Raw genomic sequence first — 20,649 nt, 5'->3', positions numbered from 1 at the left:
CGCGAGCAAGCCTGCTCCCCCCTGAATCTTGATCGATCAGCGTGTTGCACACCCCGACGATCCTGCCTATATTCCTCGCCTGGCGCCTTCTACGCCACCTTCCGCGGAAAGGGCTGCGCCCAGGACACTGCAACACCCTTATTTTTCTACGACTCCCGACCTTAAAGCGGACAAGGTTCAGACAAGGAGCTCGTATGTCCCAGCACTTCAACACCGACGGTCGCCTCAACCTTGAGCAACAGCGCAAGCGCGCCAAGGAACTGCTGGCGCGCCTCAAAGCCCAAGACTCCAGCGCCACCCTGTCCCAGGCGCAATGGGCGATCGCCAAGAGACTGGGCTTCAGCAGTTGGCCCAAGCTCAAGGCCCATGTCGACGCCATCGACTTCGCCGCCCGCCACCCCGACTTCGCCGCCAGCGATGAAGCCCGCACCACCCACTGGCGCTGCGGCAATGACATCGCCCACAGCCTGCAGTTGGCCGGGTTCAAGGGCCGGTTCCAGATGCTCAGCGACCCGTTGTGCATGGGCCCGGTGCGCGACCTGCCCACTGACGATTACCAGGCCCTGCGCGCGGCCTTTATCAGCCAGGCGTTTGCCCTGGACAAGAACGAGGCCTCGCGCCGGCTGGCCGACGAATACCTGCAACTGGAAGCCTTGGCCCACGCCGAACACAGCGTGCTGTGGTGCGAAGCCGACGCTTACGACCAACTGTTCCTGATCCGTGCATTGGCAGGCCTGGAGCGGGTGCCAAAGAAACTGGAGCTGATTGAGGTTGACCGCATACCCGGTGTGCAGCGCTTTATCGGTATCGGCCAATTGGCGCCCGACCTGCTTGCATGGCTGTGGCCGCAACGGCGCTTGATCGATGAGCAGGCCGTGCAACTGGCCAAACAGGCATGGGCCGCGTATTGCGACAGCTCACCGATCAAATGGGCGCAGCTGGCTCACGGCACTCACCCGGCCCTGCCGTTTTTGGCGCCCGCATTGCTGCGGCAGTTGCAGGAGTTGCCCGGCGCCCGCGATGGCTTGTCGCTGACCGAGCGCCTGACCCTGAGCTACCTTGCCGAAGCCGGGCCAAAACCTGCGGGCCGGGTGTTTGCCGAGTTGATGGCCAAGCGCGAACCGCTGCCGTTCCTGGGGGACATGATGTTTTATGCGCTGTTGCGGCCGTTGATCGATGGGGCCGAACCCTTGCTGACGGAAACTCCAGCAGGATTGGCGCTGACCGAATTGGGCCGGGCGGTGCTCGATGGGCAAGCGTATTGGCTGGAGCATGCCAGCCATGAGCGGTGGGTAGGTGGTACACGGGTCACACCCGGCCAACCGCATTGGGTGATTGACGCAAACCTGCCCCCCCTCTGGCGGCACCCCTAAGTGCTTGCCCGCGCTGGGGGGGCGCGAGACCACCTGGCAGGTGAAATACGCTTACGACTTTGCCTCGGTCGGCGTACCGGGCCTGAGCTTCATGGGCATGTTTTAGCGACACGTGGTGATCGGCTGGCAAACGCCATCGTGCACGCGATCCGCCAGCAACTGCGCCAGTTCGATCAGTTGCGCGACACCACCTGGGTCGGCGATTACGCTACTGTACTGGCGCGACGAGGGTGAATCCGCAAACGACGGCCACCTGTTGCACGGCGCGGTTGTCCGCCACCTTAAAATTTCGAGGCTGATTGTTCATGCGTAATCTGATGTTTTCCGGCGTGTGCCTGCTTTCCACCGCCCTGATCGGCTGCCAGCAGCAACCACCCGCGAACGACCAGTTGGACGCAGTACTGTGGACGCAAACGTCGATCGAGCACGAGCTGATTTACAGCCAGGTCTTCGCCAGCGCCACGCGCCAGCTGGATACTGCCCTGGCCGACCCGACCTGGGACGCCCTGGCGCTGCCGCCGCGAGACCTCGCCGGTTTGCCGCCGGCCGTGGTGGTCGACATCGACGAAACCGTGCTCGACAACGTGCCGCTCAATGCGCGGGACATCCTCACCAACCAGGTCTACTCCTACGACCGCTGGAACACCTGGGTCGACCAGGCCAAGGCCCAGGCCCTGCCGGGTGCCGTCGAGTTCTTGCAGGCGGTGGACAAGAAAGGCATCACCGTCTACTACATCACCAACCGCGAACACAGCCAGGTCCAGGCCACGGTCAACAACCTGCGCCTGCGCGGTTTTCCGGTGGCGCACAACGAACAGGTGCTGGCCGCCAGCACCCCGACCGGCGGCTGCGAACAGGCTGGCTACGGTAAGAACTGCCGACGCCAATGGGTCGCCAGCCATGCCCGCGTGCTGATGCTGGCCGGGGATTCCTTCGGCGACTTCGTGCAGGCCGAACACAACACCCTGGCCGACCAACGCAAGGCAGCCGCACCGTACCTGGCCTGGCTCGGCCAGCGCTGGTTCCTGCTGCCCAACCCGACCTACGGCAACTGGTACAGCGCGCCCTATGGCGACCAGGAAAAACTGCCCTTCGAACGCAAGCGCCAGCTCAAGCAACAGGCGTTGCACCTGGAAAATTAGTTGTCAATTCTGGCGCCCGGATGCGTTGTCGATAGTGATGCAGACGCGGTATCCGGGCACGCGGTGAGGTTTCAGGCCTTTACGTTCTGCCGGATATTCCACCCAAACTTCACCGGCCCACCGTCCTTGGCACCGTCGGCCTTCTGCGGCTGGTAGCTGACATCCACGGTGGCGAAATTCAAGGCGATGCGGTCGTAGAGCAGATCATCCTTGCTTTCTGCGCTGGTGCTGTAAGACACCACCATGACTTCCTTCAACGTAATCACCAAGTACTCCACCGGGCTGGAGCCGCCCGCCTTGCGCACCACCAACCGCGCCTCGGGGTAATGTTTGCCGCTGGCGCAGGCCATCATCAGGTTGGGGCTGGATTTATCCAGCGGTTTGCTCAGGTTCAGGTTGTTGATATCGACCTTGCCCGCACCGCCCCCCGTACCCGAATGCATCGAACCCGTCTGCGACAACCCCCACGCCCATTCGGTGATGTCGATCTCGTCGCGGTGCGCCTGGTCCCGTGACTCGCCCTTGATATCGCCCAGTTTCAAAAACATATCGACGGCCATGTTGGCTCCCTCTCCTTAGTCAGCGCCGGAAATGGCGCGGGGCGAACTCTTCCTGATCCGACACGAGGGCCACAAGCCGCCACAGCAGGATCGGGAAGCGCCTGTCGGCAAACACCGAAACTTCCGACATTCATTTGCGCCAACGCGTCTTTAACCTCTCAACTCCCGAAACACCCAGGAGTTAAGGAATGACGACCGCCCTGTTCAAAGATGGATTTCCCTCGGCCCACCGCACCACGCGCCAGCGAATTGAAAGCAGCATTGACCTGCGTCGACTGTTCTGCGCCATCGACGCCGACCCTGCGCTGATTGGTGCGGGGGTGGTGTATATCGATGAAGATTTCAATGTGCTGACACTGCGCGAGTTTCAAGCGGTGTGCAGTGTGCAGGTGAAAAAGGTGGTGTTGCGTGAAGCGCCGAGGGCGGTGGGGCCGGTGGAGTTCAAGCGGATGTTGGAGCATAAGCCGCGGGAGTCGAAGTTGGTCGCGGAGGCTTTGAAAACGGCGGTGATCTGTACAGGGGCGATATTGAGTTGGATCGTAGTGTCAAGTGGAGTGGCGTTCATGCCCTTTACAGCGGGAGCGAGTGTGGTGATTACATTTATCGGCCAGGCCGCCCTGGCTGCCAGCATCACCCAATGCGTTGCCGGGTTGGGTCGAACCAGCGTTGAAGCGTTTGCTCCGCAATACCTTGATCAATTGGACAACGACGCCTGGTATCAGGCCGTTGAGGCAGCACTGGATACCATCGCATTACTGGGCGTCGCCACCTCAGTAGTGACCACTATCCGAACAGTAAACACAGCAACCAAAGCCACCGGAAAGCCACTCAGAAAAGTCTTGAAAGGCCTGAACCGCCAAGAACGCGCAAAACTGAATGATGAATTGCTCAGGCTTCAGGACCCTCGATTAACCCCAAAAATCCTCAAGGTGAAACAGGCCAACAGAGCACTGCCGAAACGAATCAGTGCCACAGAAATGCAACTTGCTACTGCCCATCACATAAGAGAAGCCTTGGCGGCCGCAGTGGGTTTTGCTAGCAGCTCAATGCCGGGAAACATCAAGGCGTTGGCAATCGGCATCTACGAGGAGGCCAGCCAATGAGCAAGCATAAAGCAGCAAGAGAACTTGGCGAATTCAACATGGATGAAGCATGGAAAGATTGGAAAACGATGACGCCCGAGGAGCTCGCTTGCACATACCTCTACCTTGAAAACCCACTAAAATTCAGGAGGCGTTATGCGCTGGTGATCGGGGCCGATGTACTTGCCGGCTGTTTCACGATAGCGATGACTGCCGTCTTACTGTTGGTGACGTTTCTCTCGGTACTTCCAGAAGACCGTGCAATCAAAATTTCTTTCTTCGGCAGCCTCGTAGCAGGTCTTGTCCTGTTTGTTTCAAAGATTCAGGTGACCTACGGTCGAATCCACTTGGTATGGATGAGTGTCGGCATCTATGTAATCTGCTTACTGACATCCCTACCTGCAATAGCGTACCGTCCGCCGCTTTTTCTCTACTTCATGGCCCTGCTCAGCCCCCTGATCGGCCTACTCATCCTCAACAGCAACCGCTGCCGCGAACTGCGCCACAAGATGGTTGAACTCCGACACAAGCGCGAGCACATCATCGCCACCCTGAAAAAACAGGGCAAATGGAAAGGGTGGTAAATGCCGCGCTCACGCCGTTGGAAATAGTTATGCACCAACCGCCTGCAAAGGCTTCACCCCCCGCGCCGCCGTATGTCGATTGACCGGCACCGGCAAGCCCAAATGCCCGCGCAAGGTGCTGTGACTGTACTCACTGCGGAACAAACCGCGCGCGCGCAATAGCGGCAGCACTTGATCGGTAAAGCGCGCAAAGTCATCCGGCGCACCGACGTGGATGTTAAAACCGTCCACCGCCCCCTCGATAAACCAACGCTCGATCTCATCGGCCACGGTTTGCGGCGAGCCGACAAAACTGGAGAACGGCTTGGCAAAACGCAACGCCGCCTGGCGCAAGGTCAGGCCCTGGTCGCGGGCGACTTGTTTGATATTTTCCGCGTGGCCACGATAGCCGTTGCTGCCCAGGTCGCCCAGTTCCGGGAAAGGTTCGTCCAGCGGGTACTGGCTGAAATCGTGGTAGTTGAACGGCCGCCCCAGTTGCACCAGGGCCTTGTCCAGGTCCAGCGCGCCGTTGCGTTCCCGGTCGATAGCCCGGGCCTGCTCGTCGGTGTCGGCAATGATCGGCGAGATGCCCGGCAGGATGGTCACGTGATCCGGATTGCGCCCCGCGGCGGCGGTGCGTTGTTTGATGTCGCGGTAGTAGGCCTGGGCGTCCTCGAAATTGCCCACGCCAGCAAAGATCCCCTCGGCGTAATGGGCCGCCAGGCTACGCCCGGATTCGGAAATGCCAGCCTGGAAGATCACCGGCTGGCCCTGGGCCGAACGCGCAATATTCAACGGCCCGGTCACTGAAAAAAACTCACCGTGGTGATCAAGGCGATGCTGGCGCTGCGGGTCGAGGAACACCTTGCTGCGCTTGTCACGCACAAACGCGTCGTCTTCATAGGAGTCCCACAGGCCCTGCACCACCTGCAGATGCTCGGCAGCCCGGCGATAACGCTCGGTGTGATCGATATGCTGCTCACGGCCGAAGTTGCCGGCGGCGCCTTCCAGGCCGGTGGTGACCACATTCCAACCGGCACGGCCGCCGCTGATATGGTCCAGGGACGCGAACTGGCGCGCCACGTTGAAGGGTTCGGTATAGGACGTGGTCAAGGTCGCCACCAGGCCGATGTTCGAGGTGGCGCCGGCGATGGCCGACAGCAGGGTCAACGGTTCCAGGCGATTGAGGAAATGCGGCGCCGAATCCGCGGTGATGTAGGGGCTGTCGACGATGAACACCAGGTCGAACTTGGCCGCTTCCGCCTGCTGCGCCTGGGCGCGATACCAGTCGATGTCGACGCTGGCATCGCCGGGAATTTGTGGGTGCAGCCATTCGTTCTGCGCAGTGCCGACACCGGTGAGAATGGCGCCGAACTTGAGTTGCCGGGGTGTTGTAGACATGAAAATGCTCCTGAAATAGATGGATATCACTGGAGAAACCGGATCAGAAATGTGGGAGCGGGCTTGCTCGCGAATGCGGTGGTTCAGCTGGAACAGCTTTGACTGATACACCGCTTTCGCGAGCAAGCCCGCTCCCACAGTTTTTTACCGAGTGAGTCAGTGGGTTCTCGCGGCGATGGCTTCGACTTCAACCAAGGCACCGGGCAGTGGCAGTGCCACCACCTGCAAGGCCGTGCGCGCCGGTTTGTTCGGTTGCTCCGGTGTACCGAAGAACTGCGTGTAACCCGCCTGCAAACCGGCGAAGTCGAGCTTGCCGCCGGTCTCTTCGGCGCCGACCAGAAACACGCGCAACTGCACAATGTCACCAAGGTCGAGGTCTTGCTGGCGCAGGATCGAGCGAATCTTGTTGAACACTGAAACGGTCTGCACCTCAGTGTTGCCGTAAGCCGCTGGGGTGCCCGCCGGGGCGTTGGCATCGTGCAGGTCGGGCAAGGTGCCGCTGACGAAGATCAAGCTGGCCGACGCCGGTACGGTGACGGTCTGCGAGATCGGGAAGTGGCCGACGCTGGTCCGTTGAATGCTGTCGCTCATGGTGATGCTCCTCAAGAAGCGGCAAGCGCCGCGCGGTGTTGTTGCTCAGTGATCCGTTCGGCCAGTTGCGCGACCACATGCCGCGCCGAATTCGCCGCCGATTCCTGCCAGATACCCACGCCGCTCTGCACCAGGCCGTCACCGGCGAGGTACACGCGACCGAAACCCGCTTCGAGCAAGGCGCTGGCCTCGGCCGCAAAGTGTTCGCGTTGCAGCCACGGGCCTTCGCTGTAGGGGATCTGTTCCCAGGACACCGCCAGCGGGTGGCGCAGGTGTCTGGAATAGCCCGGGTGCAGCAACTCCACGGCTTCTTGCGAGGTGGCGTACTGTTCTTCCAGGGCTTTGGCGCCAAACCGGTCGGCGCCCTCGCCGGTCACATAACCCGCCACCAATAAACCGTCGCGGGTGTTGAGGTCGTTGCTCGGGTACCACAGCAGCCGCGCCGGGTGCTCGATCCACGACAGGCCGCCATAGGTGCGGTAGTCGGTCTCCCAGAAACGCGGCGACTGCCACGCGACTTTGGTCGCCTGGTCGCTGCGGGTGCTGAGCAAGGCCGCCTTGATCGGGTCGCTGAAGTCGGTATCCAGCTTGGCCAACAGCGGCAATGGCAGGGTCGAGATCAAGTAGTCGGCGCGTACCACCTGCTCGCGGCCGCTGTGTTGGTCGTGATACGTCACTGCCACGCCGTCTTCCAACTGGCGGATCTGGCGCACCTGGGCGCCGAGTTGCACGTGGTCGCGAACCCGGGCGTAGAACGCATCGGTGATGCGGTCCATGCCGCCGACCGGCTGGAACATGGTCGCGGAAAACTCGGGGAATTCGGTGTGCAGCAACGCGCCCCACAACTCCGGGTGCAGCAGTTGATCCAGCGCCAACGGGCTGCGCGCAGCCGGCAACGCGCCGGGGTGCGCCGGGGAGTCCAGGTGCCCCGAACGAATCGTGCCTTCGAATGCCAGCGCTTGCGAAAGGTCGCCATACACCTGCAAAAACGCCAGCAGGCGCGTGCGTTCCTCGCGACTCAACACATCATCGAGGGCATCGCGTTGCACGGCCTTTGCCAGCAGGCCGGACAAGTGCCCGCGCGTATCGTTGAGCGCCTGGCCGACGCTGAACGCCGGTTTCTCCAGATCCGGCCGCACCTGGGCACCATGGCTGCTGTTGACCAGCACTTCCAGGGGCACCCCCAACTCACTGCAATAGTCGAGGATCGTGCGGTGCTGGCTGGGAATCCGCGCAGGCCCGGCGTTGAAGTAGTGGCCCTGATCAAACCCGGCGGTTTGCGTGCGGCCGTCCTTGTAGTCCACACGGTCGCCATGGCGAATGGTCCAGGTGCGGCCGCCGACCCGGTCGCGGGCCTCCAGCACTTGCACAGTGAACCCGGCGCGGCTCAGTTCCAGCGCTGTGACCAGCCCGGCGATCCCGGCGCCCAGCACCAGCACGCGGGTGCCCTGCCCCAGGCCGTCCTTGAGTTTCAGCGGTTGCGGGCGGCGGTGCGACGAAGGCCCCAGGCCCAGCGCCGCCAGCGCATCCTTGACCGCCTGCTCACCGCCCACCGCAGCAATACTCGACAGTGCTTCACGTCGTGTCAGTCCCATGCTCGCTGCTCCTTAATCCGGCAGGCCGGGTGGGTTGATCAGCGACTTGTCGACACGCTCCACGTCCAGGCCCCAGCGTTGCAGCACCTGTTCGTATTGGCCGCCGGCAATCGCGCTTTCCAGGGCGGTGTGGATCGGCTTGACCAGGCCGTTGTCCTTGCGCGTGGTCACGGCGATGTCGGCCTGCAACGGCCAACCGCCGTTGACGGTGCCGACGCGCTTGATGCCACCAGTGATCGCGGCCGAATAGGCGTACACCGAGTTCGGCCCGAACAGCGCGTCACTGCGCCCGGACTGCACCGCCAGTTGCGCGGCGGCCTGGTCGTCGAAGTACTGCAACAGCGCGGGCTTGATCCCGGCCTTTTCATTCGCTTCGTTCCAGGCCAACAGGACTTTCTCCTGGTTGGTGCCCGAACCAACGATGATCTTCAACCCGGCGATGTCCGAGGCCTGCTTGATCGCGTTGATCTTGCTGGTGCTCTTCACATAAAAGCCGAGCACGTCCTGGCGATAGGTGGCGAAGTCGAAACGTTTCTTGCGCGCCTCGGTCACGGTGACGTTGCTGATCACTGCATCGTATTTGCCCGAGCTGACGCCCAGCGGCCAATCTTCCCAGCTGGTCTGCACCACGTTGAGTTGCAGGCCAAGGCTGTCAGCGACCAACTGCGCGGTGTCGGCTTCGCTGCCGATGGTGGTCTTGTCATCGCTGGCCAGCAAAGCCAGGGGCGGCCCGGCCACGCCGGACACGGCCACCGTGAACTTGCCGGGCTGGGCGAACTTGAAGCCCGGCGGGATTTGCGCGATGGCCGCCTCGTTACGCGGCGCATGGATACGCACGCGGTCGGGGCTGAGGTCGACCTGTTGCACGGCGAACGCGCTTTGCGCAGCACTGACGGCCAGCGCCAGCAGGGCCACACGGGCAGTAGAGATAAACATGGGCAGTCACTCCTTGAGCTAAAGCACCTTGCCGAGAAAGGCCGCGGTGCGAGGATGTCGGGGTTGGCGGAAAATCTGTTCGGGCGGGCCCTCTTCGATGAGTTGACCGTCGCAGAGGAACACCACGTGGTCGGCGACTTCGCGGGCAAAACCGATTTCGTGGGTGACGATCACCAGGGTCACGCCGAGTTGGGTCAGGCCCTTGATCACGTCGAGGACCTCGCCCACCAGCTCCGGGTCGAGGGCCGAAGTGGGTTCGTCGAACAGCAGCACTTTCGGGTCCAGGGCCAGGGCGCGGGCGATGGCCACACGTTGTTGCTGGCCGCCGGACAGCTGGCGCGGGTAGGCGTCGGCCTTGTCCGCCAGGCCGACCTTGGCCAGCAGCGCCGACGCCCTGGCCTGGGCCTCGGCCTTGCTCCAGCGCTGGTGGGCCAGGGGCGCTTCGGCGATGTTTTCCCAGGCGGTGAGGTGCGGGAACAGGTTGAAGTTCTGGAACACGAAGCCGACGTCGATGCGGCGTTTGAGAATTTCGCGTTCTTTCAATTCGTAGAGCAGGTCGCCCTTGCGCCGGTAGCCGACGTATTCACCGTCGATGGTGATGTGGCCGCTGTCGATCTTTTCCAGGTGATTGATGGTGCGCAGCAAGGTGGACTTGCCCGAGCCCGATGGCCCGAGAATCACCGTGACCTTGCCGGGGTCGATGGTCAGGTCGATGTCTTTCAACACCTGTTGATTGCCAAAGCGCTTGCCCACGCCCTGGATTTGAATACGACCGGCGCGGGCTTCACTCATGGGATTTCTCCTTGAGCCAGCGCGTGATGCGCTGCAACGGCGTGGGCGGCAGCACCCGCGCAGTGCCACGGGCGAAGTAGCGCTCGACGTAGTACTGCGCACTCGTCAGCACGGTGGTGATGATCAAGTACCAGACCGTCGCCACGATCAGCAGCGGGATCACCGCCTGGGTGCGGTTGTAAATGACCTGCACGGTGTAGAACAGCTCGGGCAAGGCCAGCACGTAGACGATGGAAGTGCCCTTGACCAGGCCGATGATCTCGTTGAAACCCGACGGCAGGATCGAGCGCAGCGCCTGGGGCAGGATGATCCGGAACACCCGCCGCGACGCCGGTAACCCGAGGGCGGCCGCCGCTTCGTGCTGGCCGGCGTCCACACCGATCAGGCCGCCACGAATGATCTCCGCCGCGTAGGCCGCCTGCATCAGGCTCAAGCCCAGCACCGCCACGGTGAATTGGCTGAGCACGTCCACGGTGGACCACTCGGCGAACACCAGGTCGGTGAACGGCACGCCCAGCACGATGTGGTCATACAGGTAGGCGAAGTTGTACAGGATGATCAGCACCAACAGCGCTGGCATCGAGCGAAAAAACCAGATGTAGCCCCAGGCCAACGCGGCCAGCAGCGGCGAGCCCGACAGCCGCGCCAGCGCCAGGCCGGTGCCGAGGAGCATGCTGAACAGCGTACTCAGCAGCGTCAGCAACAACGTCTGGCCGAGGCCACGCAGCACCGACGGCGAAAAGAACCACTGGCCGAACACGCCCCACTCCCAACGCGGGTTGGTGGCCAGGGAGTGCACGATGCCGAGCAGTACCAACGCGGCAAAGATCGACCCGGCCCAGCGCCAGGGATGCCGCGCGGGAACGACTTGCAGGGTCTTGATCGGAGTGGCGACACGCGCCGTGCGGACCGGGCTGGCGTGCTCGATCAGATCATAGGGTTTGGCGACGATGGGCATGTTCTCTTCCTCGCGGGTTGTGGCCTTAGAAGGCGTAAGTCAGCCGGGTGTAGTAGTAACCGCCGGTAAAACCGAAGGGCGAATAGGTGCCGTAGCTGCTGACCATGGTGCTGCTCGGCACGCCTTGTTTTTTCGGGTAGACGTCAAACAGGTTCTTGGCGCCGATGGCGACGTTGAGGTCTTTGGTGAGGTTGTAGCCAAGGTCGAGGTCGGTGATCCACTTGGCGCTGTAGACCCGGTCGAGGCTGCGGTCGGCGGAGACGTTGACCTCCTTGTAGGCGCCGTAGCGGGTCAGGGCCAGGTTGAGGTTGAAGCGCTCGATGCTCCAATCGCCGCCAAGGATCAGCTTGGTGCTCGGCTGTACGCCGGTGATCAGGTTGCGCGCCTGGCGATCCATCAGGTCGTAGGAGGTGCCGAGGATCGTGGTGGACTCCTTGTAGTTGAGGATCCTGGTCTGGTTCCAGTTGAACGCGGCGGTCCACTTCAGCGAACCGTATGCGCCGAGGTCCTGGTTGTAGTTGCTGACCAGGTCGAGGCCCTTGGTACGGGTGTCGGCACCGTTGATGAAGTACTGGCCGCCGGAGGTGGAAGTGATGCCGTTGCCTTGCAGGACTTGGGTGATTTGCGGGCCGAGCAAGGTGCCGGTGAGGGTGATGCGGTCGCGCAGGTTGATCACGTAGGCGTCGGCGGTGAAGCTCAGGCGGTCGGTGGGTGTGAGGGTGAAACCGAGGCTGAAGTTGGTCGAGCGCTCGGGTTTCAACGCTTGTGCACCGAGGGCCTGGGCGGCGGCCGAACCGACCGGTAGCACACCGTAGTTGATCGACTGATACACCCCGTCCACCACGCCATAGGTGGTGGAACGCGCACTGAACAGGCTGTTGGCCAGGGACGGCGCGCGGAAGCCATTGCTCACCGTGGCGCGCACGGCGAATTGTGGGGTGAAGTCATAACGGGTGGTCAGCTTGCCGCTGCGCGTGGCGCCGACGCCCTGGTTGTAGTGTTCGTAACGCAACGCGGTGCCCACGTACCAGTCCGGCACCGGGTTGAAGCCCACGTCCACATAGCTGGCCAGGCTGTTGCGCGAGGCGGTGGCTTCTTCATCCGGCGAAATGCCGTTGGTGACCTGCGCCCCGGACGAGGCGCAATTGCCCGGTGCCACGCAGTAGCCGCCGTTGGCGTAGGACGCATAGTCACCGGCCTGCACCTCATAGGTGTCGCGCCGGTGTTCGAAGCCGTAGCTCAGGTCCAGCGGCTTTTGCAGGCCAATGTCGAAGCCGCGCTTGAAGTCGAGGTTGGTGGTCAGCTCGGTGGAAATCCACGTGCCCGAGGTGAAGTGATTCGGCGTGGCCTCGCCCAGGGATGGGTTCTGGTTGTGGGTGGTGCCCTGCTCCGCGTCGTTGCGCCCGTAGGTGGTGGACAAATCCCAATCCCACTCGCCGACGGTGCCTTTGCCACCGAAGGCGGCCTGGAAGTCGTCTTCGTCGATAAACCAGGTCGGCGTGTAGCCGCCGGGGTAGCCGTTGGGGCCGGTGGTGATGGTGTTGGTGATGGTCGGCAGGCGGAAGTTCTGGCCCTGCTCGGCCTTGCGCCGCGAGTAGGTGGTAAAGGAATACAGGCTGAAGCTGTCATCGAGCGGCAGCTCGGCGTTGTAGCCCAGGGTCAGCAGATTGGTCTTGGGTGTGCCGTAGCCGCCGTAGGTAGAACGCCCCGCCTGCTCATGGGCCTGGGCGTAGGTGTAGCCGTTGGCGCTGGCCTTGTTGTCATCGTTCTGGCTGCGTGCATCAAGGGCCAACTGCACAATGCCACCGTTGCCGATTTCAAAACCCTTGTTGAGGCTCTGTTGCACGGTCTGTTTCTTGCCGTCGTAACCCAGGCCTGCGTTGGTCACCGAGGTGCCGCTGGTGTCGGCCTTGAGGATCACGTTGATCACCCCGGCGATGGCGTCCGAGCCATATTGGGCGGCTGCGCCGTCACGCAGGACTTCCACATGGTCGATGGCGCTGATAGGGATCAGGTCCAGGTCAGCCGGCGCGGCGCCGGTGTTGATCCCGTTGATGTTCAGGGTGGCGCTGGTGTGGCGGCGCTTGCCGTTGACCAGCACCAGCACTTCAGCGGCGCTCAGGCCACGCAGGTTGGGGGCGCGGGCGATACCGCTGGCGTCCCAGCCGGTTTTTTCCGGCAGGGTCAGCGACGGGATCACCGCACTCAGGGCCTCCATCAAACCGGGCTTGCCGGTGTTCTGCAATTGCTTGGCGCTGACCACATCGATCGGCACCGCGCTGCTGGTGACAGTGCGCTGCTCGGCGCCACGGTTGCCGGTGACCACTACGGTCGAAAGGGTGCTGTCATCCTGGGCCTGGGCGGCGTTGGCCAGCATTGCCAGGGCCAGTACGGCGGTGGGTGTTAGCGCTTGCTTCATAGCCATTCCTGCTTATCCAAATCGCGAAGTCGGGCAGCCACGCGGTCGTGCGCGGTGCTCGTTTTTTGGGGGGTGTGGCGGCGATTGGGGGCTAAGGCGCGTGCGGGGTGTGAATCGGCAACATACGTTGAATTCCCTTCCAACGATTCTGCTACGGGCATGATTACCCGGTTATGGCAGCAGAATCTGAATCACGATGAGTACCATCCGAGGTCAGGGGTAGGCTGTTGCGATCAAACATAACGGAATGGGTTTTGAAAATATAATGCTGTTTTGGTCTAAGCTAATATTCTTGTATTTCATTATTTATGGATTTTTTTATACATATAAATGATGTTTTTGAGTGCATATCCATTGCTGCGGTAACGGCGGCTCACTTTTGAAAAGCGCAAACCACAGTTCCATCTGAATACATGGAGCTCCAAATGTGGGAGCGGGCTTGCTCGCGAATGCGGTGTGTCAGTCAACTCATTCATTGGCTGATCCATCGCATTCGCGAGCAAGCCCGCTCCCACAGTTTTGACGCCGTTCAACCCGCACATACCGGTCGGTTCTAAGGTCGCCGCGCTCTGGTTTTTGATCTGGGGTCGCCCCGTAAAACACGCTGGCCGAACGCAGGCGAGGTGCCGAGTGTAAGGGCGTAGGCCTTTTGCTTACTTTTAGGTCTTTCCAAAAGTGAGCCGCTGTAAGAGCGCAACCCTAAGCCGCCCTTACCTAACCAACGGATATACCCACCGAACCAAAGCTACCGCCTGGTGCATCTTCAATTGGACGGCCGCAGCAACTGCATCTGCTGACGATAATCATCCGTCACCTGCCGCGCCTGGCTGCCGCTGGTTATCACCCTTGGTGTGATCAACACAATCAGCTCGGTACGGTCCTTGGACTTGCTGGTGTTGCCGAACAACCAGCGCAAGCCGGGGATTTTGCCGAGGTAGGGCACCGCACTCACGGATTCGGCGTTGTCCTGCTTGATCAAGCCGCCGAGCAGCACGGTCTGGCCACTCTGTACCGCCACCTGGGTGGAGACCGAGCGCGTGGAGATGCGCGGGTTGCTCTGCGTGTCGCTGGCCGCTTGGGTCTCGGCATCGCTGACCTGCTGCTGAATGTCCATGTACACCAGGCCACCCGGGTTGATCCGTGGCACCACGTCGAGGATCACCCCGGTCTGGACGTATTCGACGCTGCTCAGGGTGGTGTCCGAGGTGCCGGTGTTCACCGTGGTCTGGCTGATGGGAATGTTGTCGCCCACCTGGATCTGCGCCGGCTGGTTGTTCATCACCACCAGCGAGGGCGCTGACAGCACCTGGGTACGGCCGTTGGTTTCCAACGCATGCAAGGCCACTTGCAGGTTGGAGCTGACAAACGAGTAGAACAACGAATCCGTCGCCCCCAGCCCTGCCCCGCCGCCGCCCAGGGCGCCTTGGCTGCCGGCGGTGTTGGCCACGGTGGTGCTGGCGGAATTGCCCGCCAGGCGCCCCAGGTACCACTGCACCCCGAGGTCCAGTTCACCACTGAGCTTGACCTCGAGAATGCGCGTCTCGATCTGCACTTGCAGCGGTGGGTTGTCGAGGCGCTTGATCGCCGATTCGATTTCTTTCCATTGCACCGGACGCGTGCGTACCAGCAATTGGTTGCTGCTCTTCTGCGCGGTGATGCGGGTGCCGGCGTCGAGGCTTTTGGCCGGGGCGTCCTCAGTGGCGCCCTGCTCGGGATTGTCCTGGTCGGACTCGGGTGCCTGCTCCTCATCATCGGCAACAGACGGGTTGTTGTTCAGATTGTTGCTCAGGCCGCCGGGCGTGCTGCCCGACGTGCTGTTGGTGCCTGGCGACGACAGGGTCGCCGTGCGCAAGCCCGGCGCGACCTTGGCCGGGGCGTCATCCTTGATCGCGCCGGTACCGTAGATCTGCCGCAGGTATTTGGCGAGGTCGGTGGCCTTCATGTTGCGCACGTCGTACACGTACATCTGCGGCTCGTTGCCGCCGCCTTCGTCGATGGTATGAATCCAGTCACCGACCTCACTGAGGTACTGCGGCTGCGACGAGATCGCCACCACCGAGTTGGTCCGTTCGATTGGCAGGAAGCGCACCATGCCGGCCAACGGCATGCCACTGTCGGGGCCGAACATCTTTTGCAGCTCGGGCATCAACTCGGCCACAGACGCGCGCTGCAAGCCGAACACGCCCACCGACATGCCTTTGAGCCAATCCACATCAAAGGTGTCGATGGTGTCCTGGTAGTTGGCCAACTCCTCCGGCGTACCCGCCAGGCTCAGCACGTTGCGCGCCGGGTCCACCAGCAGGAAGGCATTTTCCCGGGCGAAGGGCTTGAGCAGTTTCTGCATCTCGGTGGCGGAAATGTAGCGCAGCGGGAACAGCCGCGCCGACAAACCATTGGACGGCTGCGCAACACGCATCTGCGGCACCAGCTTGCCCGCCACGGCCTGGTTGGCGGGCAGGATCACATAACGGTTGCCCTGTTTGATCATCGCGTTGTCGGTCCAGGACAACAGGGTCTCGAGGATCGACAGCGCCTGCTGCTTGTTCACCGGTTTGGAGGTGGAAAAACTGACGTTGCCTTTCACACCCTGGGCGATGCTGTAGTTCTCGTGCAGCAGGTCGCCCATCACGCTGTTGATCACCGCTTCGATGGGCTGGTCGGCGAAGTTGAACACGATGTCGCCGCCGCCCTGCTGCGCTGCTGCCGCGGCCGTGGGTGGGCGCACGAATTGCTGGTTGCCACGGATCAACTGGCGCTGCGGCGCAGCCTTGGCCTGTTGGGTGTCGGCCGCTACCGCCGGCTCACTGGCCGGGTCCAGCGGCGGACGTTGTGAGCCGGTGCCCTGCATCGCCTCGTGCATGAGCGCGTCATCGGCGTCGAGGTGGTCGGGCAGTGAGCCGCAGCCACCAAGGGAAACGGCAGTGGCCAGGCAAAACGCGGTGGTACGCAATGTATCGATCAAGGGGTGGGCTCGTGAGGAAGAGTAATCGGGGGGGTGGTCGATGGCGGCGGCAGACGCAGGGCCTTGAGGCTCAAGGTTTGCGTGCGGCCATCGAGGGCGAAGTGCGCTTCGCGGGGTGTCAGGTGTTCCAGGCGCCAGCCGTTGGGCAGGGCCTGGCCTTGGTGGATTTTCAGCGCGGGGCCGTCGAGCGGCTTGAGCAGCGCCACGCGCAGCTCGCCGTCGAGAACAATGCCGGTCAACACCAGGCTCGACAGGCTCGACGCCTGCGCCTGGCCAACCGCGCGATCAGGGCTGCGATCGGGGCTGAACAACGGCGCCTGCCAGGTGCCGGCCAGGCTTTCCAGGCTCGCCTGCGGGGCGGCCAGCACCTTGGCCGCCGCGGTGCTGCGCGCGCTCGGCGCGGGTGCCGGCAGCCACTGCGGCGCGTCGCCGATGCTGCTCAAAATGCCGAGCATCAACAGGCCCAATGCCGCCGACAACCCCAGCAAGCCCCACTCGATGGGGCGCAATACCGGAATCATCGGGCCACCTGCCCGGCGCCAGCCGGTTGCAGATAACCGCGCACCAGCAGGTGCACCACCAGCTTCCCGGCGCCACCGCTGGCCGGCGCATCGGCGCGGCGGCGGATGCTCATTTCATCCACGAACAGGAACGGCCGCTGGTATTCCAGTGCATGCAAGATTGCGGTCAGCGGTTCGATGGCGCAGTCCAGGGTCAGGCTGACCTTGACCTGGCGGTACGGCTCGCTGTCGTCCTGCTCCGGGGTGATCGGCATGCGCTGGGTCAACTTGCAGCCGCCGCCGAGGCTGGCCTGGCTGCTGATCAGGTCGGCGACGCGTTGCATCAAGTCGGCGGCCACGGCACTGGGGTCGTCACCGGGCAACAGGCTGGTGCTGCTCGCCGGGTCCTGGCGCGCCTGCTCCAATTGCTCACGCAACGACGCGCCCTGCTGCAACAGCCCGGCGTAACGTTGCTGCTGTTCGCGCAGTTGCTCGGCGCGCTCGCCCATGTCGCGCAGCGGGCCGGCGAACCAGCTGTCGATCAACAGCCAATACGTCGCGCCCAGCACCAGGGCCAGCACCAACAGCGCGGCGCCGCGACGTTCACGGGGTGTCAGGGGTCGGCGCATCGTTGGCCTCCTGGTGCAAGTGGGCGCGCAGGGCAAACTGATCCTTGCCGGTTTGCGCATCGGGCTGGATCACCCCTTCGAACCTGGCGTTTTCCAGGCTGCGGCACGCCTTGATCCGGGTGATCAAGGCGCTGGCCTTGGCGCTTTGCCCAGAGAGCGACACCTCGGCGCCATCGGTGATTTCCAATTGCTCGATCCAGGTGTCGGCGGGCAGGCAGGTGGTCAACTCGTTAAGCAGTGCCGCCAAGGGTGGCTGGGCGGCTTTGCGGCGGGTCAGGTAGTTCGCTGCACCGCGGGTATTGAGCAGTTGCTGGCGCAGCTGCTGGACCTGGGCCACCTGGTGTTTTTGCTGCTGGACGCTGGCGTGCATCACATCCAGCACGCGCTGGCGGTCGTTGAGCCACAACAGCATCGCCGCAATCACCAACGCCGCGCACAGCCACGGCAGGCTGCGTTGCAGGCCTTTGCCGCGGGCGCGCTGGCGTGGCCGCAACGGCGCGGGCAGCAGGTCGATGCCCAGGCCCGGCACATCGACCTGATGGGGATGCAAACCCAGGGCTGCGCAGTCGAGCAGGATCTGGTCGAGGCGTGTGCGCTGGATCGCCACCAGCGTCACTTTGAGGTGCGTGCTAGTGCGCCGCTCCTGGCGTGCGACGAAGTACAGTTGTTCGGCGTCAAACGGGGTGAAACGGTCAAGTTCATAACCGACCACCGCCGTCAGGTTGCGGGCCGCCGCCAGCGGCAGTTGCAGGCTCTGCACCAGCACCGTCGACGGCGCAAGCAGCAACACCTGGCGCACATGCTCGGGCACCGGCCCTACCGGCGCCGTCAACGGCCAGGGGTAGCTGCGCTCAGGTGGCTCGTGCGCCAGCAACCACGCCGGCAGGCAGCCGCGCAGCTCCTTGAGCCACAGGCGCCAGCCCTGCTGCAACAGGCTGCCGCGCCAGCGCTGGGCAATGGGTTGAGCCCACTGCTCAAGCTGCGCCAGGGGTTTGGATAACGATCGATTCATTCTTGCCAACGCAACACCCGATACGGTTGTGCGCTTCCCTCCGATGGGCTCAATAAAACGGTGACTTGCAACCGCGCGTGGTAACCGCCAGGGCGTTCTGCCCGGCTGCTGATCACCAGCACTTCGCCGGGATCAGCCCCCACCGCGCTTTGTTGCGGCAGGTTCAGGGCCTTGCGCAGCAGTGTGCTGGCGAAGGCGGGATCGGGCCGGTCCAGGCCGCTCCATAAAGTGATCTGCGGCACCAACCGGCTGTACAGCGCCTGGGTCATGCCCGGCAACTGACGCAACTCTTCAACCACCCGGAACGGCGCTACACCTTGATTGCGGCGGGTTTCCAGGTCCTTGGCCAGGCGCGCAGCCTGGGCCGCGGAAGCGCCGCAGGCCAAGGCCACGCGGGCGAAATCAGCCGGCTCGGCACTGTTCAGATACAACTTGCCGCGCTCGCTGCGCAGGCTTACGCGCAACTGCGCGTCGTCAAATACCAACGGCATTTGCCGCCCATCGGCGACCCACTGTTTGCGCTGCAGCGGATCAGCCAGCGCCTGCATCACCAGCGCGACGCCCGCCTCCGCCGCCAGCACGGCCTGGGTGTGCTGGCGATGCCACGTCGCCTGGCGCGTCTGCAGTTGCACCCACCCGGCCAGGCCACCGAGCAACAGGCTGAGCAACGCCAGCACCCACAGCACCAGCAACAAGGCCACGCCGCGTTGCTGCTTCATTGATCCGACGCTCCGCCGGACAGGTTCAGACGCAACGCCACCACCTGGCTGACCCACGGCACCGGCCCGCCGACGGTGGCGTCGATACGCACCGCGTAAGGCAGGCGCTTGGTCCACGGCCATGCGCTGATCCAACCAGTGGCCTGGCCTTTGGGGGACACGCCGCGATAACTGAATTGCAAGGCCTCGACATCGCGCAACAACACCTGCGGCTCACTGCGCGCGGCTGGCACGCTGACCTGGGCGGTGGATTCGAAGCGCGCGAACGCCACCTGCAAGTCATCGCCGTGCAGTTGCAGGGTGAAGCGCTGAATTCCACCGCCAAGCACCCCAGGCAAGGTCGCGACAAACTGCAGGCGCTGCGCCGCACCGACAAAAAAACCGGGGGTCTGGCTGTCGTCTTCGGTCACGTCCAGCGGCAGCGCTTCGCTGATCGCCGTGCGCAAAAACTGCTGCGCGGCGCGCATTTCATCCAGGCTCACCGCGTAGCGCTGGGCCTTGAGCACCGCACGGTTGGCCCCCAGCAACGCGCCGCCGACCAGGGTCAGCAGCACGCCGAGCAAGCTGAGCACGATCAAGATTTCGAGCAAGGTAAACCCCTGCTGGCGCCGGTTCATAACGGCGCCTTGTCGCTGGCCGCGCGCAATTTCAGCGTGCTGAACTGCGCCTGGCGCGGCCCTTCGCGCACCGTCAGATCGAGGCGAAACAAACGCGGCTGGCCCAGGCGCGTGGGTTGCTGGGCGATGTGCAAGTGCCAGGCGATGCCCGCCAGGTTGCCCTGGCGGATGCCACTGGCCAGCGGCCCCGCCGCTTCCTGATCGAACACGCTGAGTGCCGCGTGGGTCAGGCGATCACTGTGCTGGACCTGCAACAACGACCGCGCGCTCTGGCCAAACGCGACCAGCAACACCGTGCTGCAGATCGCCATGAGCATCAGGGCGGCGAGCATCTCCAGCAGGGTGAACCCCGCCTGGCGCTTCATGGCAACGCCTTGGATTGCACGCTGCCGGTCAGCCAGCCGATGTCGATGCGCCAACGCCGACTGCCACTGGCCAGCAACAGGTTGCCGCCGGTGGAGCTGCCATCCGGGTAGAACGCCACCGCAGCGCCCACTTGTTCGGCGGTGTGCAGAGTCACTTGCAGGTCGGCCGGCCAGTGCCTGGGTGGCCGATCGGGGGCCTGCACGCTCAACCCTCGCAGATCAAACACAGTCGTGGCGGTTTGCCCGCTGACAATCGCCCGCGCCCGCGTGCTGCGCAGGGCATCGACAATCTGCCCGACCGCCTGGCGCTCGCGGGCGGTCTTGAGCCCTTGTTGCAGGCCAAACCCGAGCAACCCGGCGGCGATGCTGATCAACACGATCACCACCAGCATCTCCAGCAAGGTAAAGCCGCGTTGAGGGTTGGGCATGGTCG

Annotated in this window: 21 protein-coding genes; 5 read left to right on the top strand and 16 right to left on the bottom strand. The window is 63.2% G+C overall.

Annotation, left to right across the window (positions count from 1 at the left end):
* The first annotated feature begins 194 nt into the window (after positions 1–194).
* The 3 genes from LIY36_RS06560 (at position 195) to LIY36_RS06550 (ending at position 2,515) form a co-directional block, all read left to right on the top strand.
* Positions 195–1,373 (top strand): DUF1835 domain-containing protein, encoded by a 1,179-nt coding sequence (locus LIY36_RS06560; protein WP_226455162.1) that lies wholly within the window; start codon positions 195–197, stop codon positions 1,371–1,373.
* Positions 1,336–1,479, top strand: a complete 144-nt coding sequence (locus LIY36_RS27785) for an OprD family outer membrane porin (RefSeq protein WP_442962206.1) — start codon at positions 1,336–1,338, stop codon at positions 1,477–1,479. The genes LIY36_RS06560 and LIY36_RS27785 overlap by 38 nt, the downstream gene beginning before the upstream one ends.
* 199 nt (positions 1,480–1,678) lie before the next feature.
* A complete protein-coding gene (locus tag LIY36_RS06550) occupies positions 1,679–2,515 on the top strand; it encodes a 5'-nucleotidase, lipoprotein e(P4) family (RefSeq protein WP_226455160.1) in 837 nt (278 codons plus the stop codon).
* Between the two features lie 71 nt (positions 2,516–2,586).
* Here LIY36_RS06550 and LIY36_RS06545 read toward each other — a convergent pair whose 3' ends face one another.
* On the bottom strand, positions 2,587–3,075 hold the full coding sequence (locus tag LIY36_RS06545) for an Hcp family type VI secretion system effector (RefSeq protein ID WP_192296768.1): 489 nt from the start codon (positions 3,073–3,075) through the stop codon (positions 2,587–2,589).
* A gap of 188 nt (positions 3,076–3,263) precedes the next feature.
* Here LIY36_RS06545 and LIY36_RS06540 point away from each other — a divergent pair, with 188 nt between their 5' ends.
* Together LIY36_RS06540 and LIY36_RS06535 are read left to right on the top strand one after the other, a co-directional pair.
* Positions 3,264–4,178: an NAD synthetase gene (locus LIY36_RS06540; RefSeq protein WP_226455159.1), complete on the top strand. Its 915-nt coding sequence runs from the start codon at positions 3,264–3,266 to the stop codon at positions 4,176–4,178.
* Complete coding sequence (locus tag LIY36_RS06535; RefSeq protein WP_226455158.1) at positions 4,175–4,741, top strand: hypothetical protein; 567 nt, start codon at positions 4,175–4,177, stop codon at positions 4,739–4,741. Before LIY36_RS06540 ends, LIY36_RS06535 begins: the two co-directional genes overlap by 4 nt.
* A 27-nt stretch (positions 4,742–4,768) precedes the next feature.
* On the opposite strand, the gene LIY36_RS06530 is transcribed toward LIY36_RS06535, so the two are convergent.
* The 15 genes from LIY36_RS06530 to LIY36_RS06460 form a co-directional block, all read right to left on the bottom strand.
* Positions 4,769–6,121 carry an LLM class flavin-dependent oxidoreductase gene (locus tag LIY36_RS06530; protein WP_226455157.1) on the bottom strand — a complete coding sequence of 451 codons (1,353 nt, stop codon included), beginning with the start codon at positions 6,119–6,121 and terminating at the stop codon, positions 4,769–4,771.
* A gap of 156 nt (positions 6,122–6,277) precedes the next feature.
* Positions 6,278–6,712: a RidA family protein gene (locus tag LIY36_RS06525; RefSeq protein ID WP_226455156.1), complete on the bottom strand. Its 435-nt coding sequence runs from the start codon at positions 6,710–6,712 to the stop codon at positions 6,278–6,280.
* A gap of 11 nt (positions 6,713–6,723) precedes the next feature.
* A complete protein-coding gene (locus tag LIY36_RS06520; protein ID WP_226455155.1) occupies positions 6,724–8,307 on the bottom strand; it encodes a flavin monoamine oxidase family protein in 1,584 nt (527 codons plus the stop codon).
* Between the two features lie 12 nt (positions 8,308–8,319).
* Positions 8,320–9,243, bottom strand: coding sequence for an ABC transporter substrate-binding protein (locus LIY36_RS06515; protein WP_226455154.1), 924 nt, complete (start codon positions 9,241–9,243; stop codon positions 8,320–8,322).
* 18 nt (positions 9,244–9,261) lie between these two features.
* Positions 9,262–10,035, bottom strand: coding sequence for an amino acid ABC transporter ATP-binding protein (locus tag LIY36_RS06510; RefSeq protein WP_192296775.1), 774 nt, complete (start codon positions 10,033–10,035; stop codon positions 9,262–9,264).
* A complete protein-coding gene (locus LIY36_RS06505) occupies positions 10,028–10,993 on the bottom strand; it encodes an amino acid ABC transporter permease (RefSeq protein ID WP_192296776.1) in 966 nt (321 codons plus the stop codon). The genes LIY36_RS06510 and LIY36_RS06505 overlap by 8 nt, the downstream gene beginning before the upstream one ends.
* A 25-nt stretch (positions 10,994–11,018) precedes the next feature.
* On the bottom strand, positions 11,019–13,412 hold the full coding sequence (locus LIY36_RS06500; RefSeq protein ID WP_226455153.1) for a TonB-dependent receptor plug domain-containing protein: 2,394 nt from the start codon (positions 13,410–13,412) through the stop codon (positions 11,019–11,021).
* Positions 13,413–14,175: 763 nt separating this feature from the next.
* Positions 14,176–16,374 carry a type II secretion system secretin GspD gene (gene gspD, locus LIY36_RS06495; protein WP_226455152.1) on the bottom strand — a complete coding sequence of 733 codons (2,199 nt, stop codon included), beginning with the start codon at positions 16,372–16,374 and terminating at the stop codon, positions 14,176–14,178.
* Entirely contained in the window at positions 16,371–16,895 is a 525-nt protein-coding gene (locus LIY36_RS06490) for a general secretion pathway protein GspN (protein WP_226455151.1), read from the bottom strand. The genes gspD and LIY36_RS06490 overlap by 4 nt, the downstream gene beginning before the upstream one ends.
* Entirely contained in the window at positions 16,892–17,503 is a 612-nt protein-coding gene (gene gspM / locus LIY36_RS06485) for a type II secretion system protein GspM (RefSeq protein WP_226455150.1), read from the bottom strand. The genes LIY36_RS06490 and gspM overlap by 4 nt, the downstream gene beginning before the upstream one ends.
* Positions 17,478–18,515 carry a PilN domain-containing protein gene (locus LIY36_RS06480; protein WP_226455149.1) on the bottom strand — a complete coding sequence of 346 codons (1,038 nt, stop codon included), beginning with the start codon at positions 18,513–18,515 and terminating at the stop codon, positions 17,478–17,480. Before LIY36_RS06480 ends, gspM begins: the two co-directional genes overlap by 26 nt.
* A complete protein-coding gene (locus LIY36_RS06475) occupies positions 18,512–19,234 on the bottom strand; it encodes a general secretion pathway protein GspK (RefSeq protein ID WP_226455148.1) in 723 nt (240 codons plus the stop codon). Before LIY36_RS06475 ends, LIY36_RS06480 begins: the two co-directional genes overlap by 4 nt.
* Positions 19,231–19,851 (bottom strand): prepilin-type N-terminal cleavage/methylation domain-containing protein, encoded by a 621-nt coding sequence (locus tag LIY36_RS06470; RefSeq protein ID WP_226455147.1) that lies wholly within the window; start codon positions 19,849–19,851, stop codon positions 19,231–19,233. Before LIY36_RS06470 ends, LIY36_RS06475 begins: the two co-directional genes overlap by 4 nt.
* Positions 19,848–20,216, bottom strand: a complete 369-nt coding sequence (locus LIY36_RS06465) for a prepilin-type N-terminal cleavage/methylation domain-containing protein (RefSeq protein WP_226455146.1) — start codon at positions 20,214–20,216, stop codon at positions 19,848–19,850. Before LIY36_RS06465 ends, LIY36_RS06470 begins: the two co-directional genes overlap by 4 nt.
* The gene (locus LIY36_RS06460; RefSeq protein WP_226455145.1) at positions 20,213–20,644 is read right to left on the bottom strand and encodes a type II secretion system protein; all 432 of its coding nucleotides are present in this window, start codon (positions 20,642–20,644) and stop codon (positions 20,213–20,215) included. The genes LIY36_RS06465 and LIY36_RS06460 overlap by 4 nt, the downstream gene beginning before the upstream one ends.
* Positions 20,645–20,649 lie beyond the last annotated feature (5 nt).

This window comes from Pseudomonas sp. AF03-9, assembly GCF_020515815.1.
In the GTDB taxonomy this organism is placed as follows: domain Bacteria; phylum Pseudomonadota; class Gammaproteobacteria; order Pseudomonadales; family Pseudomonadaceae; genus Aquipseudomonas.
Note: the sequence above shows the minus strand (reverse complement) of the source record. Positions and strands in the feature narration are given on the sequence as shown.